We start from the raw sequence: 14,471 nt of genomic DNA on the forward strand, positions 1-14,471 counted from the left end.
TGGGTGTTACGGCGTCGTGGCCGGCGTGTCGATCGCCGCTGAGCGCATCGGCTTGTAGATGTCCAGCGTGTGGAGGCGGAAGCTGCCGTCTTCCAGCTTGCCGGCCGCGCGGTCGGCAAAGAAGCAACGCAGTGTGTGGATGACAGTCGGGAAGGCGAGATCATCCCAGGGGATGTCGGCCTCTTTGAAGAGCGCGACTTCAAGGCTTTCTTCGCCCGGCGCGAAATCCAGATCGTTCAGCTTGGCCAGATAGAACAGGTGCACCTGGTGCACGTGCGGTACATTGAGCACCGAATACAGCTCGCCGATTTCCACATTGGCACCGGCTTCTTCCTGCGTTTCGCGGTTGGCGGCCTGCGCGGTGGTCTCTCCAATTTCCATGAAGCCTGCGGGCAACGTCCAGAAGCCGTAGCGCGGTTCGATGGCGCGCTTGCACAGGAGAATCTGATCATTCCAAACGGGCACGGTGCCGACCACGTTGCGCGGATTCACATAGTGAATCGTATTGCAATGGTCGCAAACGTCGCGCAGTCGGTTGTCACCGGCGGGAATGCGCGAGACGACTGACTGGCCGCAGTTGGAACAGAATTTCATGGGGAATCGTCGCGGGTGGAATGTCTCAGTGTATCACCGCGGCGATGCGGCCCCGCGCGGTACAGGGTGGGGCGGGAGTATCGACTGAGTTGCGCGCGAAACGGTGCGTAGAAACGTAGAAAAGCAAAAAGCCCGCTGTGTGCGGGCTTGATGATTCGGCTCAGGTCTTGGAGCGAGCCGTTCTACTTTGGCTGGTTGCGGGGGCAGGATTTGAACCTGCGACCTTCGGGTTATGAGCCCGACGAGCTGCCAGACTGCTCCACCCCGCGTCCGTAGAAACACGTTCGACTTCTGGCTGGTTGCGGGGGCAGGATTTGAACCTGCGACCTTCGGGTTATGAGCCCGACGAGCTGCCAGACTGCTCCACCCCGCGTCCGTCGAATAAAAGAGTATAGCGAGGCTTGTGCGGCAATGCAACACCTTTCTCGCGTCACATGCATGTTGATGGTGCATGTGGTCCATGTAACGGGCCCGCGAAGCCAAGCGCGGACACGTCTTTGGACACATCGTGCGCAGCAATGTTCGAAAGCGGCGAGCGCGATGCATTGAGGTGCCCCGGCCGTTTACAATGCGGCCTTTCGCGTTCTTCTCTTGATCCCGATCGTGCTCAACGCCCTGTACCCGTTTGCCCGCCCGCTGCTGTTTTCGATGGACCCGGAAGACGCGCATCACTTCACGCTCAACCAGCTCAAGCGGGCACACGCGATGGGGCTTTCGGGCTGCATCGGTGGACGCGTGGCCCCGCAGCCGCGCACGGTGATGGGCGTGAAGTTTCCCAACCCAGTGGGGTTGGCTGCGGGCCTGGACAAGGATGGTGCATATATCGACGCGCTGGGCGCCCTCGGCTTCGGCTTTATTGAAGTTGGCACGGTCACGCCGCGTGCGCAGCCCGGCAACCCGCGCCCGCGCATGTTCCGTCTGCCAGCGGCCAACGCGCTTATCAACCGCATGGGTTTCAACAACGGCGGCGTCGACGCGTTCATCAATAACGTGAAGGCATCGAAGTGGCGCGAGGCGGGCGGGGTGCTCGGCCTGAACATCGGCAAGAATGCCGACACGCCCATCGAGCGCGCTGTCGACGATTACCTGCATTGCCTAGAGCGTGTGTATCCGCATGCGAGCTATGTGACGGTGAACATTTCGTCGCCGAACACCAAGAACCTGCGTCAACTGCAGGGCGCGAGCGAGTTGGACAGCTTGCTCGGTACGCTGCGTGACGCGCAACAGCGTCTGGCGGACCAGCACAAGCGCTACGTGCCAGTGGCACTCAAGATTGCGCCGGACCTGGATGACGATCAGATTGCCAACGTTGCCGACGCCCTGCTGCGCCACAAGATGGATGGTGTGATTGCGACCAACACGACGATCAGCCGTGAGGCCGTGGCTGGTCTGGCGCACGCAGAGGAGGCAGGCGGGCTGTCGGGGCAGCCGGTGCGTGAAGGCTCGACGCGGGTGATTCGCGCCTTGCGTGGTTTGCTGGGCGATGCGGTGCCCATCATTGGCGTGGGCGGCATCCTCGCCGGCGAGCATGCGCGCGAGAAGATCGATGCCGGCGCGCAGCTGGTACAGCTTTATACGGGGTTGATCTATCGTGGCCCGGCGCTGGTGGCGGAATGCGCTCGCGCACTGGCGCGCTGAAGCCGCGCCGGCTGCTTAGCGGCGGACCAGGAAGATGATGAACGCGCTGGCCGCCACCACGGCGGCTGCCAAGTCGTACGGGCCCGCGTAATCGGCCCACACCACTGGGTCGAGCCGCTGCATGAAGGCTGATTGCGCCCACGGCAGGATCATGCGTGGGATCGCAAACAACAGGGCAGCCACGACCAGCAGCACAATCAGTGCAGTCAGCGAAGGCTTGGATCGCCCCAAGATGCGCATGGATGAGTGGGGCAATGCCGTCCCCGTTTCGGAAGCGTCGGGCGGCTGGTTGCCAGTCGCTCAACAAAGTTTGCAATAAAGGTTTGTCAGGCATTTTCCTACAAAGTTCTGTCGGATGCAGTCCTACTTTTGGCTATGTGCAGTACAGCATGCCCCACGTAGTGCGGGCGCGCTCAGGAGCCCGCTTGCGCGCTGCGCCATCTGATTCATTCGGGTTTTTATGCTTGGGCAATGTTTCTTCGGCCCCGCAGAACGCTTTATCAGCAAGGTTGTGCATCGTGATGCACTGCAGCAACGAATGCCTTCCCGAGGGGTTGGCGTGACGGAGGCGGGGAGTACAATCCGCCCTCATTGTGCGATGCACTATTTTTTGAGCGGCCCGCAGTTCGGCCGATTTCCAAGTTCATGAGTCAAGCTCTCACAGCAACCGGGTCGCCCCAGACCAACGTGAACCTGCGCGCCATGGTGATCGGCGCCGTGGGTGTGGTGTTCGGAGACATCGGTACCAGCCCGCTGTATTCGCTCAAGGAATGCTTCAGCCCAGATCACGGCATTCCTTTCTCCAGTGGTGCGGTGCTCGGCATCATTTCGATGCTGTTCTGGGCGATGGTGATTGTGGTGTCGCTCAAGTACGTGCTGTTCGTCATGCGCGCCGACAACAACGGCGAAGGCGGCATCCTCGCGCTGATGGCGCTGTCGCTGCGCACGGCCAATACCAGTTCCAGGCGCATGTCGCTGCTGATGATGCTGGGCGTCTTCGGTGCTTGCATGTTCTACGGCGATGCGGTGATCACGCCGGCCATCTCGGTCCTGTCGGCCATGGAAGGTCTTGAAATCGCTGCGCCGGCGTTGTCGCCGTTCGTGTTGCCGATCACGATCGTGATTCTGGCGGTGCTGTTCCTCATCCAACGCAGCGGCACGTCGGTAGTCGGCAAGCTGTTCGGTCCGGTGATGCTGCTGTGGTTTGCCGCGCTGGCCGCGCTGGGCATGATGAATCTCGTGAAGGCCCCGCAGATCCTGGTTGCCGTCAACCCGATGTACGCGATTTCGTTCCTGCATGACCACGCACTGCAGGCGTTCATCGTGCTGGGTTCGGTGTTCCTGGTGCTGACCGGCGCCGAAGCACTGTATGCCGACATGGGCCACTTCGGCGCACGCCCGATCCGCTGGGCGTGGTTCTTTATCGTGGCGCCGAGCCTGCTGGTGAACTACTTCGGCCAGGGCGCGATGCTGCTGACCGACCCGAGCACCATCGAAAACCCGTTCTATCGTTCCGTGCCCGAAGCGCTGCAGCTCCCGATGGTGGTGCTCGCGGCGGCGGCTACCGTCATTGCCTCGCAGGCCGTGATTTCGGGCGCGTTCTCGCTGACGAGCCAGGCGATTCAGCTGGGTTTTGTGCCGCGCATGCGCATTCGCTACACGTCGGAAGCCGAGATCGGCCAGATCTACGTGCCGATGGTCAACTGGATGCTGCTGATCCTGGTGGTGGGCGTGGTGCTCGCGTTCAAGAAGTCCGACAACCTGGCCGCGGCCTACGGTATTGCCGTGACGACCACGATGGTCATCACCACGGTGCTGGCCGCGGTGGTGATGCGCTCGGTCTGGCGTTGGCACCCGGCGCTGGTGACGCTTGTGAGCCTCTGTTTCCTGGTGGTCGACCTGGCGTTCTTCGCGGCGAACCTGTTGAAGATCCGCGATGGCGGTTGGTTCCCGTTGACGCTGGGCGCTGGTGTGTTCTTCCTGCTGATGACCTGGTACAAGGGCAAGAAGCTTCTGCGTGCTCGCAGCCTGGAGGATGGCATTCCGCTCGAGCCGTTCCTGGCCGGGTTGCTGGCGCATCCGCCGCATCGTGTCGAGGGCACGGCGGTTTTCCTCACCGGCAATACCGAATTCGTGCCGGTGTCGTTGCTGCATAACCTGAAACACAACCGCGTGCTGCACGAGCGCGTCATCTTCATCAGCTTCGTCACGCGCGATATTCCTTACGTAGACGACAAGCGCCGCGTGTCCGTGCGCGACCTGGGCAGCGGCATCTACATCGTCAAGGCGGAATACGGCTTCAAGGAAACGCCGGACGTGTACCGTGTGCTCGAACTGGGGCAGCCGCAGATCGGCACGCGCTGTGAACTGATGGATACGTCGTTCTTCATCGCGCGCGAATCGGTGGTGCCGTCCAAGCTGCCGGGCATGTCGATGTGGCGGGAGCGCCTGTTTGCGTGGATGCATCAGAACGGCGCCAAGCCGTCGGACTTCTTCCACATCCCTGCGAACCGCGTGGTGGAGTTGGGCACCAAGGTCGAGATCTGATCGACCCTATCGCTGCATAACAAAACGGCCCGTGCGAGAGAGACGCACGGGCCGTTTTTTTATTTGCGGGTCGAGCGACGCCTGGGTTAGATCTTCGAGGCGTCGCGGTCGCGCTTGTGGACTTCGTGGTTGCGCGCGTGCACGTCGTGGTTGCGGTCCTTGACGTCGGCGTGCAGGTCTTTGCGGTCTTGGTGCAGATCGTGGCGCTCGACGTTGACCTGATGCTGGTCTTGAGCGCGTTGCTTGTTCCAGTATTCGGCGCCCTTGACGTTGCCATTGGCCAGATCGCGGTCTTCCCGGCGTTGCGCGGCGTTGCGCTCGGCGCGTTCGTCAGCCAGGGCAGCCTTGTCCTTGCCGATGTCGGCACGGTCGTGGCGAATGTCGCGGTTGTCCTGATGGATCTTCTGGTTGTCTTGCTGGATTTGCGTGACAGGCGACACAGGAGCTGGCGGCGTGGTTTGCGCGAAAGCAGCGGTACCGGCAACAGCAAGCAGGGCAGCAATCAGGGTGTGGCTCGTCTTCATGGAGTTTCTCCTCGTGGGTGTGCCAGGCGGTGTGTGCCTGTGTCTCCTTAACGGGCCGAAAAGACGAATCGGCGACGCGCGAGTGTTAGGAAAGATCCATGCGCGTAAGGACTTGTAACGGCTGCGCCAAGCATGAAAAAACCCGCCGAGTCTGAAAACTGGGCGGGTTTCGCTAAACAGAACGTGCGTTAGCGCTTGAGCTTGGCGAAGGCTTCTGCCATGGCGCCGGACGGTTCCGGTGCGCGGCGTTGCTGGCCGCCGTGGCGATTGCCGCCACTGCTCGGACGATCACCGCCGCCGGTGCGTGCAGGCGCCTGGCCGGGCTCGTCGGACAGGCGCATCGTCAGGCCGATGCGGTTGCGCTTCACGTCCACCTCCATCACCTTGACCTTGACGATCTGGCCGGGCTTGACCACCTCGTGCGGGTCGCGCACGAACTTGGTAGACAGCGCCGACACGTGTACCAGACCATCCTGATGCACGCCGATGTCGATGAACGCGCCAAACGCGGCCACGTTCGTCACCACGCCTTCGAGCACCATGCCGGGCTGCAGGTCCTTGATGTCTTCCACGCCGTCCTGGAACGTCGCCGTCTTGAACTCGGGGCGCGGGTCACGGCCGGGTTTTTCCAATTCGGAAAGGATGTCGACCACGGTCGGCAGGCCGAACTTCTCGTCGGTGAATTCGCGGGCGGTCAGGCCGCGCAGTGCCTCGCGGTTACCGAGCACGTCGCCGATGCCCTTCTTGATGCTGTCCAGAATGCGCTTGACCACCGGATACGCTTCCGGGTGCACCGAGGAACGATCGAGCGGATTGTCGCCATCATTGATGCGCAGGAAGCCCGCGGCCTGCTCGAACGTCTTGTCGCCCAGGCGCGGCACTTTCTTGAGCGCATCGCGGTTGGCGAACGCGCCGTTGGCATCGCGATACTCGACGATGTTCTTGGCGAGGATCGAGTTCAGGCCCGAGACACGCGCCAGCAGCGGGGCAGAGGCGGTGTTCACATCCACGCCGACCGCGTTGACGCAATCCTCGACGATGGCGTCCAGCGCGCGGGCCAGCTCACGCTGGTTCACGTCGTGCTGATACTGGCCGACGCCGATCGACTTCGGGTCGATCTTCACCAGTTCGGCCAGTGGGTCTTGCAGGCGACGAGCGATCGACACCGCGCCACGCAGCGACACGTCCAGCTCCGGAAATTCCTTGGCGGCCAGTTCCGACGCCGAATATACCGACGCGCCGGCCTCGCTCACCACGATCTTGGTGAGCTTCAGCTCCGGAGCGTTGCGCATCAGGTCTTGCACCAGCTTGTCGGTCTCGCGGCTCGCTGTGCCGTTGCCGATGGAAACCAGTGCCACGCCGTGCTGCTTGGCCAGGCGTGCCAGCGTCGCGAGCGAGCCGTTCCAGTCACGACGCGGTTCGTGCGGGTAGATCGTGGCGGTTTCGAGCAGCTTGCCGGTGTGGTCGACCACTGCGATCTTGCAGCCCGTGCGGATGCCCGGATCGATGCCCATCACGGCCTTCGGGCCAGCCGGCGCGGCCAGCAGCAGGTCGTGCAGATTGCGGCCGAAGATTTTGATCGCCTCGGCTTCGGCCGATTCCCGGAGTTGCGTGAGCAGTTCGGTTTCGATATGCGGCTGGACCTTGACGCGCCAGCACCAGCGGCACACGTCCGATAGCCACTTGTCAGCCGCTCGGCCCTTGTTTTCGATGCCGACGTGGCGCGCGATCATGGTTTCGCACGGGTGCGGGTTCAGCGCGTCCTGTTCTTCGCCCAAACCGAGCTTCACGAACAGCACGCCTGCATTGCGGCCGCGGAACAGCGCCAGCGCACGGTGCGAGGGTACGTTGCGGATCGGCTCGCTGTACGCGTAGTAATCGCGGAATTTTTCCTCTTCGGCAGTTTCCTTGCCTTCCACCACCGTCGACGAAACCTGGCCTTGATTCCAAAGGTGGTCGCGCACCTTGCCAAGCAGCTCGGCCGTTTCGCCAAACTGTTCGGACAGGATGTCGCGCGCGCCATCCAGGGCGGCCTTCACGTCGGGCACGCCGCCATCGGCAGTCGGATTGCCGTTGACGAACTTGGCGGCTTCGGTTTGAGGGTCGAGCGTCGGGTCGGCCAGCAACGCCTGGGCCAGCGGCTCCAGGCCGCATTCGCGGGCGATCTGGGCGCGCGTGCGGCGCTTGGGCTTGTAGGGCAGGTAGAGATCTTCCAGCACCTGCTTGGTTTCGGCCGCCTCGATGGCGGCGCGCAGGGCGTCGGTCAGCTTGCCTTGCTCTTCAATGGAAGCCAGGATGGCCGCGCGGCGGTCTTCCAGTTCGCGCAGGTACAGCAGGCGCTCTTCCAGGTTGCGCAGTTGCGTGTCGTCCAGGTTGTCCGTCACTTCCTTGCGGTAACGTGCGATGAAGGGCACGGTGGCGCCTTCGTCCAGCAGTTGCACGGCGGCGGCAACCTGCTGCGGCCTGACCGCCAGTTCAGTGGCGATGCGGGAGACGATCTTCTGCAACACGGAATCAGTCATTGCTTCCAGAGAGTGCGATGGAAAGCCGCGCATTTTGCCACAACGCGAACCCTGTCCCTGAGCTGAAATCCGTGGCCGCGCGACGTTTGCCGCACAGGCGCGGTGATAAAATGCGCGTTATGCCTACGCTCCCGTTTTCTGCCCGTCGCCGCGCTGCTGCGCGCCGCGCTTCCCGTCTGGTTCTGCCGGCGTCCATACTGAGTTTCGCGCTGCTTGCCGCGCCTGTATGGGGCCAGTCTCAGCCCGCCGCTGCGCCGGCTGCCGCGGTGCCTGCCACACAGCCCGATTTCGGCGCCGAGCACGATCGCATCAACAGCGCCAAAACCTGGGCCGAATACCGTTACGCCGAGGCTGAACGCGCTTGCTACGACAAATTCCTCGTCACACGCTGCATCGACAAAGCCAAGGATGTGCGCCGCACGGAACTCCACACCATCCGCGAACGCGAGTTGGCACTGGACGAGGCCGAGCGTGCCGACCGCGCTGCCCGCCGCGACCAGGAGCGCGCCATCCGCGAGGCCCAGTACAACGCCGAGCGCCCGCAGCGCGAAGCCACCGAGCAGAAGAATCGAACCGATTTTGCGAGCAAGCAGGAGCAACAGCGCCTGAATGAAGCGCAGCGCCAGGCGCAAGCGCCGCAGCGCGCCGCCAACGCGCAGGCCGCGGCCAAGAAGCAATCCGATTACGACGCCAAGCTGAAGGCCGCACAGGAGCAGGGCGCTGCAAACGCCGCCAAGCGTGCCGAAAGCGCCAAGCAGTTCCAGGAAAAGCAGCAAGACGCCGCCAAGCGCCAGAAGGAACTGGAAGAGCGCCGCGAACAAACCAAGCGCCGCAACGAGCAAAACCAGAACAACACCAGTCCGCTGGGGTTCTAAACTTCAGCCAGGGCCGGGTTTCCGGAGGAGAGCGATGGACAGCGATCTGAATACGATCTCGCGTCGCATCATTGAATTGCAGATCGAGCACCGCGATCTCGATTTCCTGATCGACCGGCTGGCGGCTACAGCCGATCACGACGAGTTGCAGCTGCGCCGTCTCAAGAAGCGCCGTCTGAAACTCAAGGACACCATCACCCTGCTACAGTTGCAGCTTGAGCCGGACGTGCCGGCTTAGCGCCTGCCCAAAGTTGGTTCGATTTTCATCCTGAGAGGCCGCAATCACGTGCGGCCTCCGTCATTTGATCCCACGGATTCCGCGTTGACTTCGCTTTCCCCGCTGGCCGAGCCGTCGGCTGATTCCAACGCCGACACCCGCGACGCTTCGGCTCCGCCTGCCTCTGTACCTGCCGATGCCCATCATGCCGAGCTGGCGACGCTGTTCGCCGATGAAGGCACGCTGGCCAAGGGTATCGACGGCTACCGGCCCCGCAGTGCGCAGCTGACGATGGCGCAGGCCGTGGCCAATGCCATCGAAGCCGCCGACTCGATAATCGTCGAGGCCGGCACGGGCACGGGCAAAACCTACGCTTACCTTGTCCCGGCGATGCTCTGGGGCGGCAAGGTCATCCTCTCCACCGGGACGAAGAACCTGCAGGACCAGCTTTTCCTGCGCGACATCCCGACGGTGCGCAAGGCGCTGAATGCGCCGGTGTCGGTGGCGTTGCTCAAGGGGCGCGCCAACTATGTCTGCCATTACCACGTGGAGCGCACGTCGCAGAACGGGCGCCTCTCTTCGCGGCAGGACGCCGCGTGGCTGCGCCAGATCAACCTCTTTCTGAAGACCACGAAGACGGGCGACAAGGCCGAACTCGCCAGCGTGCCCGAGAACGCGCCAGTGTGGAACCTCGTCACGTCCACGCGCGACAACTGCCTGGGTTCGGACTGCGCGTACTACAAGGACTGCTTCGTCATGCGCGCCCGCAAGGAGGCGCAGCAGGCCGACGTGGTGGTGGTCAACCATCACCTGTTCTTTGCGGACGTGATGTTGAAGGACACCGGCATGGCCGAACTGCTGCCGGCCGCCAATACGATCATCTTCGACGAAGCCCATCAACTGCCCGAAACCGCCACGTTGTTCTTTGGAGAGACCCTCTCCACGAACCAGATTCTCGAACTCGCGCGCGACAGCGTGGCCGAAGGCCTTTCGCACGCACGCGATGCGGTGGATTGGGTTGCGATTGCCGCGCCGCTGGAGCGTGCCGCGCGTGATTTGCGCCTGGTCTTCCGCCAGGATGGCTCGCGCCTGTCGATCAAGCAGATCGACAATGATGCGGCACTCGCCAAGCCGTTCTACGAGGTGCTGCCGAAGCTGGAGCAGGCGCTTTCCGACTTTACCGGCGCGCTGGAGGCGCAGGCTGAACGCGCCGAGACCATCGAGCAATGCCACCGCCGCGCCGTGGCACTGTGCGAGAAGCTTGAGGCGTGGGCTGACCCCAAGCCGCCGAAGGCACCGAAGAAAGAAGGTGGCGACGAGAGCAAGGAGAGCGAGAACGCGGCCCCCGCCGACGAACGTGTGCGCTGGGTCGAGGTGTTCGCCAACGCCGTGCAATTGCATCTGACGCCGTTGTCGATCGCGCCGATCTTTTCGCGCCAGCGTGCCGGACAGCCGCGCGCGTGGGTCTTTACCTCGGCCACGCTTTCGGTGCGCGGCAACTTCACGCACTACGCCGCGCAGCTGGGCCTTGATCGTGATCGCTCGATGACGCTCGACAGCCCGTTCGACTACGCATCGCAAGGCTTGCTGTATGTGCCGCGCGATCTGCCGCAGCCGAGCGATCCGCGCTTTACCGATGCGGTACTCGACGCCACCTTGCCGCTGATCGAAGCGGCGGGCGGCAAGACATTCCTGCTATGCACGACGCTGCGCGCCGTCAACCGCGCGGCCGAACGGCTGACTGATGAATTCGCGCAACGCGGTTGGGATTTCCCGCTGCTCGTGCAGGGCCAGGCCAGCCGTACGGAGCTGCTGGACCGTTTCCGTGTGCTCGGCAATGCCGTGCTGATCGGCAGCCAGAGTTTCTGGGAGGGCGTGGACGTGCGCGGCGAGGCGCTCTCGCTGGTCGTGATCGATAAGTTGCCGTTTGCCCCGCCCGATGATCCGGTACTGAGCGCCCGCATGGAGGCGCTGGAGAAAAAGGGGCTGAGCCCGTTTGCCGTGCACCAGTTGCCGCACGCAGTGATCACGCTCAAGCAGGGTGCTGGACGGTTGATTCGCTCGGAGACCGATCGCGGCGTGCTGATGATCTGCGACCCGCGGCTGGTCGAGAAGAACTACGGTCGCCAGATCTGGCAGAGCCTGCCGCCGTTCAAGCGTACGCGCGAGGCCGAGACGGCTGCCGAGTTCCTTCGCTCTCTGCGGCCCGCTTCCGACGATCCGCCTGCCTGCGATACGGAAAACTGATCCGCGCTCACAAACAAAAAGCCCGGCCAATCGACCGGGCTTTTTTTTTGCTGTGATGTTCAAGCCTTGCTCACCACCATTGGTACCAGGGCTTGTCTTTCTTGCGCTGGCCGTAGGCGAGGAAATCGCTTTTCGGGTAGTTCTGCTTGATGATGCGTTCGGTGTCGTCGCGCATGTCTTTCATGCCCAGCGCTTCGTACGACTTCATCATGATGTACAGCGCTTCTTCCACAGCCGGGGCGCGGTCGTAATCCTTGATGGCGTCCTGTGCGCGGTTGACGGCAGCCAGATAGGCGCCACGGCGGTAGTAGTAGCGCGCGGCGCCCACTTCATGCTCGGCCATCGCGTTCACGATGTACTGCATGCGCTGGGTGGCGTCCGGCGTGTACTTGCTGTTCGGGAAACGCGTGATCAGCGTCTTGAATGCGTCGTACGCAGCGCGGGCGGCCTTCGGGTCGCGCTCGCTCAAGTCCTGGTTCGAGAAGCGGCCGAGCCAGCCCAGGTTGTCGTTGAAGTTGATCAGGCCCTTGAGGTAATAGGCGTAATCAACACTGGGGTGATTCGGGTGCAACTGGATGAAGCGATCCACCGCAGCCAGCGCGGCAGCCGTCTCGCCATCCTTGTAGTTGGCGTAGGCGGTTTCGATCTGGGCCTGTTGGGCGTACGGACCAAACGGATAGCGGCTTTCGAGCTTTTCGTAGTACTTGACCGCCTTGGCGTAGTCACCGCCATCGAGCGAGTCCTTCGCTTCCGAATATAATTTGTTAGCTGACCAGCCAGCGGTTTCGTCTTGCTGTTCCGGCAGGATGCCGCAGGCCGAGATAGCCAGGCATGCAACGCCTGCCACCAACGCTGCTCCAATGTGTGCGCGGATTCGACTGCCGATTCGACTGCCAATACGCGCCTGCTTTACGCTCGTGACCGACATGGGCACCTTTTCTGAATGAAAAATCGCATCAAGCATTATAGCCCAAGCCCTGTGTCAGACGACGCACTGGCTGACGTTTCCCTCACTGTGCAGGAGACGGAAGACGCCCTCGATGATGAGGCGCTCGATTTGCCAGCCGCCGCAGCGGCCCAGGCAGTCGAGCCGATCATCGTCGAGGTTCCAGAATCCATGCACGGCGAGCGCCTGGACAAGGCGCTCGCCAAGCTGCTGCCCGACTATTCGCGCAGCCGCTTGCAGCAATGGATCGACGCCGGTGCGGTACGCCTGCGTGGTGAGGCGGTGCGCCCGCGTGCGGCCATCTCAGGCGGGGACCGCATCGAAGTTGTCCCGCAACGGGCGGCCGACGAAAACGCCTTCGTTGCCGAGCCCATCGATCTGGATGTGGTGTACGAAGACGACACGCTGCTCGTCATCAACAAGCCTGCCGGGCTCGTGGTGCATCCGGCCGCGGGCAACTGGAGCGGCACGGTGCTCAACGGCCTGCTGCATCGCTATCCGGATGCCGTGGAGTTGCCGCGCGCGGGCATCGTCCACCGCCTGGACAAGGACACCTCCGGCCTGATGGTGGTCGCCCGTACGTTGCCCGCACAGACCGACCTCGTGCGCCAATTGCAGGCACGTACCGTCAAGCGGACTTATCTCGCACTCGTGTGGGGCGAGACGCCGGAAGAGGCCACGATTGACGCTCCGATCGGCCGCGACCCGCGTGACCGCACGCGCATGGCCATCATCGAGACGGCCAGCGGCAAGCCGGCGCGCACGCATTTCAAGACGCTGGATGTGGTGGACCTCGGGCGCGCTCAGGTGTCGCTGGTGCGCTGCCAACTCGAGACCGGTCGTACACACCAGATTCGTGTGCACTTTGAATCGGAGGGGCATCCGCTGCTTGGCGATCCGGTGTACACGCGCAACTTCCGCCGTGGCCAGCCGCAGACGATCAAGGCGCCGCTGCCGGTGCCTTTTACGCGGCAGGCGCTGCACGCGGTGCGCCTGGGGCTCGTGCATCCCGCATCGGGCAAATCGGTCCACTGGGAAGCGGCCGTGCCCGACGACTTCGCCGCTCTGCTGGAAGCCCTCGACCTGGACCCCGATGCCGATGTCAACTGATTGGATCGTCCCCGACTGGCCTGCGCATCCGCATGTCAAAGCGCTGGCCACGACCCGGCTGGGTGGCGTCAGCACGGGGCCTTACGGATTGGCCGGTGGTTTGCCGGGGGGTCTGAACCTCGGCCAGCACGTGGGTGACGCGCCCGAAGCCGTTGACAAGAATCGCCGCATCTTGCGTGCAGCGCTACCCCTCGAGCCGACGTGGATGGAGCAGGTGCACGGCACCGGCGTGGCTGATCTTGATCAACTCGTCGGCACGTCATCGCCTGTGGTCGCCGATGCGGCGGTGGCGTCCTGGTGGGATCGCGTCTGCGTGGTCATGACGGCCGATTGCCTGCCTGTCTTGCTGAGCGACGCGCGCGGCGTCACCGTGGGCGCGGCGCATGCGGGCTGGCGTGGACTATGTGGCGGCGTGATCGAGCGCACGCTCGATGCCATGATGCAGCGGCTGCGCGCCAGCGGCCAGGAAGCCGATCCAACGTGGCTGGCATGGCTGGGGCCAGCCATCGGACCATCGTGCTTTGAAGTGGGTGCGGAAGTGCGCCAAGCCTTTATCGACGCTGCTGGTCCCGGCGAACTCCCTGCCACGGAAGCCGCGTTCGTGAGGGGCGCATCTGCTGGCAAGTTCTTCGCCGATCTGTATACGTTGGCCCGGCTGCGGCTGGCGCGCGCCGGCTGTACCGAGGTGTACGGCGGCGGCCTGTGCACGATGACGGACGCCGAGCGCTTCTATTCGTACCGCCGGGAACGTACCACGGGCCGCATGGCCACACTGATCTGGCGCGCGGCGTGAGCGTTCAGACGGCGCCGTCGCCTTTGCTGCTGCGCAATGTGGGGGGAGTGTCCGCCTTGTCGCGTTCGGTTTCCTGGGCTTTCCGGCGCCGCCTGCGTGCCGGCGTGCCGACAATCCACAGGAAGAGCGACAACGGCGCCACGCCGTAGAAGACAAACGTGCCGATGCCGGCAATCCAAGATTGCTCAGTCAAGGACATCATCAGCACGACGTAGAGCCAGGCGATGGCGACGATATACATGGAAAAAAGCAGTGCCCGGCGTTGGCGCAATGCGGCAGTCTCGCACGAAATTGTGCAGATTGGACCATAGCCCCGGCTCCGCGCTTAGCCATTCGGTGGGCGCCGTTTTCGGTGAATGTGGCAAAACCCTTTCTGGGCCTGGGTTTCCGGTCGATCATCCGGTAACTCCGATTGACAGCCTTGAAACGGCAAGGCAACAATGCCCCGCAATACTACG

13 protein-coding genes and 2 tRNA genes are annotated in these 14,471 nt (G+C 63.3%); 7 read left to right on the forward strand and 8 right to left on the reverse strand.

The annotated features are described in order from the left end of the window. Positions 1-6 precede the first annotated feature (6 nt). The 3 genes from R2N16_RS20195 to R2N16_RS20205 form a co-directional block, all read right to left on the reverse strand. Positions 7-594 carry an NUDIX hydrolase gene (locus tag R2N16_RS20195; protein ID WP_316667926.1) on the reverse strand — a complete coding sequence of 196 codons (588 nt, stop codon included), beginning with the start codon at positions 592-594 and terminating at the stop codon, positions 7-9. Between the two features lie 192 nt (positions 595-786). Next, positions 787-863, reverse strand: a tRNA-Met gene (locus tag R2N16_RS20200). A gap of 27 nt (positions 864-890) precedes the next feature. Continuing rightward, a tRNA-Met gene (locus R2N16_RS20205) sits at positions 891-967 on the reverse strand. A gap of 230 nt (positions 968-1,197) precedes the next feature. Here R2N16_RS20205 and R2N16_RS20210 point away from each other — a divergent pair. After that, on the forward strand, positions 1,198-2,232 hold the full coding sequence (locus R2N16_RS20210) for a quinone-dependent dihydroorotate dehydrogenase (RefSeq protein ID WP_316667928.1): 1,035 nt from the start codon (positions 1,198-1,200) through the stop codon (positions 2,230-2,232). Between the two features lie 15 nt (positions 2,233-2,247). Here R2N16_RS20210 and R2N16_RS20215 read toward each other — a convergent pair whose 3' ends face one another. Beyond that, positions 2,248-2,487 (reverse strand): hypothetical protein, encoded by a 240-nt coding sequence (locus tag R2N16_RS20215; RefSeq protein WP_316667930.1) that lies wholly within the window; start codon positions 2,485-2,487, stop codon positions 2,248-2,250. 390 nt (positions 2,488-2,877) lie between these two features. On the opposite strand from R2N16_RS20215, the gene R2N16_RS20220 reads away from it, so the two are divergent. Continuing rightward, the gene (locus R2N16_RS20220; protein WP_316667932.1) at positions 2,878-4,779 is read left to right on the forward strand and encodes a potassium transporter Kup; all 1,902 of its coding nucleotides are present in this window, start codon (positions 2,878-2,880) and stop codon (positions 4,777-4,779) included. 86 nt (positions 4,780-4,865) lie between these two features. Here the strand turns inward: R2N16_RS20220 and R2N16_RS20225 are convergent, their stop codons facing one another. Then, positions 4,866-5,303 carry a hypothetical protein gene (locus R2N16_RS20225; RefSeq protein ID WP_316667934.1) on the reverse strand — a complete coding sequence of 146 codons (438 nt, stop codon included), beginning with the start codon at positions 5,301-5,303 and terminating at the stop codon, positions 4,866-4,868. Positions 5,304-5,491: 188 nt separating this feature from the next. Continuing rightward, positions 5,492-7,825, reverse strand: a complete 2,334-nt coding sequence (locus tag R2N16_RS20230; protein ID WP_316667936.1) for a Tex family protein — start codon at positions 7,823-7,825, stop codon at positions 5,492-5,494. Positions 7,826-7,935: 110 nt separating this feature from the next. Between R2N16_RS20230 and R2N16_RS20235 the strand changes: the two genes are divergently transcribed. The 3 genes from R2N16_RS20235 to yoaA all read left to right on the forward strand — a co-directional run bounded on the left by R2N16_RS20235 (position 7,936) and on the right by yoaA (position 11,164). Continuing rightward, positions 7,936-8,700, forward strand: coding sequence for a hypothetical protein (locus R2N16_RS20235; RefSeq protein ID WP_316667938.1), 765 nt, complete (start codon positions 7,936-7,938; stop codon positions 8,698-8,700). 34 nt (positions 8,701-8,734) lie between these two features. Continuing rightward, positions 8,735-8,938 carry a DUF465 domain-containing protein gene (locus R2N16_RS20240; protein WP_027681294.1) on the forward strand — a complete coding sequence of 68 codons (204 nt, stop codon included), beginning with the start codon at positions 8,735-8,737 and terminating at the stop codon, positions 8,936-8,938. An 84-nt stretch (positions 8,939-9,022) separates the two neighbouring features. After that, entirely contained in the window at positions 9,023-11,164 is a 2,142-nt protein-coding gene (gene yoaA, locus R2N16_RS20245) for a DNA repair helicase YoaA (RefSeq protein WP_316667942.1), read from the forward strand. 70 nt (positions 11,165-11,234) lie between these two features. On the opposite strand, the gene R2N16_RS20250 is transcribed toward yoaA, so the two are convergent. Beyond that, positions 11,235-12,092 carry an outer membrane protein assembly factor BamD gene (locus R2N16_RS20250; RefSeq protein ID WP_316667944.1) on the reverse strand — a complete coding sequence of 286 codons (858 nt, stop codon included), beginning with the start codon at positions 12,090-12,092 and terminating at the stop codon, positions 11,235-11,237. 15 nt (positions 12,093-12,107) lie between these two features. Between R2N16_RS20250 and R2N16_RS20255 the strand changes: the two genes are divergently transcribed. Beyond that, positions 12,108-13,220, forward strand: a complete 1,113-nt coding sequence (locus R2N16_RS20255; protein ID WP_316667946.1) for an RluA family pseudouridine synthase — start codon at positions 12,108-12,110, stop codon at positions 13,218-13,220. Continuing rightward, positions 13,204-14,013, forward strand: coding sequence for a peptidoglycan editing factor PgeF (gene pgeF, locus R2N16_RS20260; RefSeq protein ID WP_316667948.1), 810 nt, complete (start codon positions 13,204-13,206; stop codon positions 14,011-14,013). Before R2N16_RS20255 ends, pgeF begins: the two co-directional genes overlap by 17 nt. Before the next feature lie 4 nt (positions 14,014-14,017). Here the strand turns inward: pgeF and R2N16_RS20265 are convergent, their stop codons facing one another. After that, positions 14,018-14,254: a hypothetical protein gene (locus tag R2N16_RS20265; protein ID WP_316667950.1), complete on the reverse strand. Its 237-nt coding sequence runs from the start codon at positions 14,252-14,254 to the stop codon at positions 14,018-14,020. Positions 14,255-14,471: the final 217 nt, after the last annotated feature.

It is taken from the genome of Ralstonia psammae (genome assembly GCF_958405935.1).
Classification (GTDB): Bacteria; Pseudomonadota; Gammaproteobacteria; order Burkholderiales; family Burkholderiaceae; genus Ralstonia; species Ralstonia psammae.

Bases quoted from the DNA above. Each gene is read 5' to 3' on its own strand.
- R2N16_RS20225 (WP_316667934.1), bottom strand. From the start codon at position 5,303: ATGAAGACGAGCCACACCCTGATTGCTGCCCTGCTTGCTGTTGCCGGT.
- R2N16_RS20230 (WP_316667936.1), bottom strand. From the start codon at position 7,825: ATGACTGATTCCGTGTTGCAGAAGATCGTCTCCCGCATCGCCACTGAA.
- R2N16_RS20240 (WP_027681294.1), top strand. From the start codon at position 8,735: ATGGACAGCGATCTGAATACGATCTCGCGTCGCATCATTGAATTGCAG.
- R2N16_RS20235 (WP_316667938.1), top strand. From the start codon at position 7,936: ATGCGCGTTATGCCTACGCTCCCGTTTTCTGCCCGTCGCCGCGCTGCT.
- R2N16_RS20195 (WP_316667926.1), bottom strand. From the start codon at position 594: ATGAAATTCTGTTCCAACTGCGGCCAGTCAGTCGTCTCGCGCATTCCC.
- pgeF (WP_316667948.1), top strand. From the start codon at position 13,204: ATGCCGATGTCAACTGATTGGATCGTCCCCGACTGGCCTGCGCATCCG.
- R2N16_RS20255 (WP_316667946.1), top strand. From the start codon at position 12,108: ATGAAAAATCGCATCAAGCATTATAGCCCAAGCCCTGTGTCAGACGAC.
- R2N16_RS20265 (WP_316667950.1), bottom strand. From the start codon at position 14,254: ATGTATATCGTCGCCATCGCCTGGCTCTACGTCGTGCTGATGATGTCC.
- R2N16_RS20250 (WP_316667944.1), bottom strand. From the start codon at position 12,092: ATGTCGGTCACGAGCGTAAAGCAGGCGCGTATTGGCAGTCGAATCGGC.
- R2N16_RS20220 (WP_316667932.1), top strand. From the start codon at position 2,878: ATGAGTCAAGCTCTCACAGCAACCGGGTCGCCCCAGACCAACGTGAAC.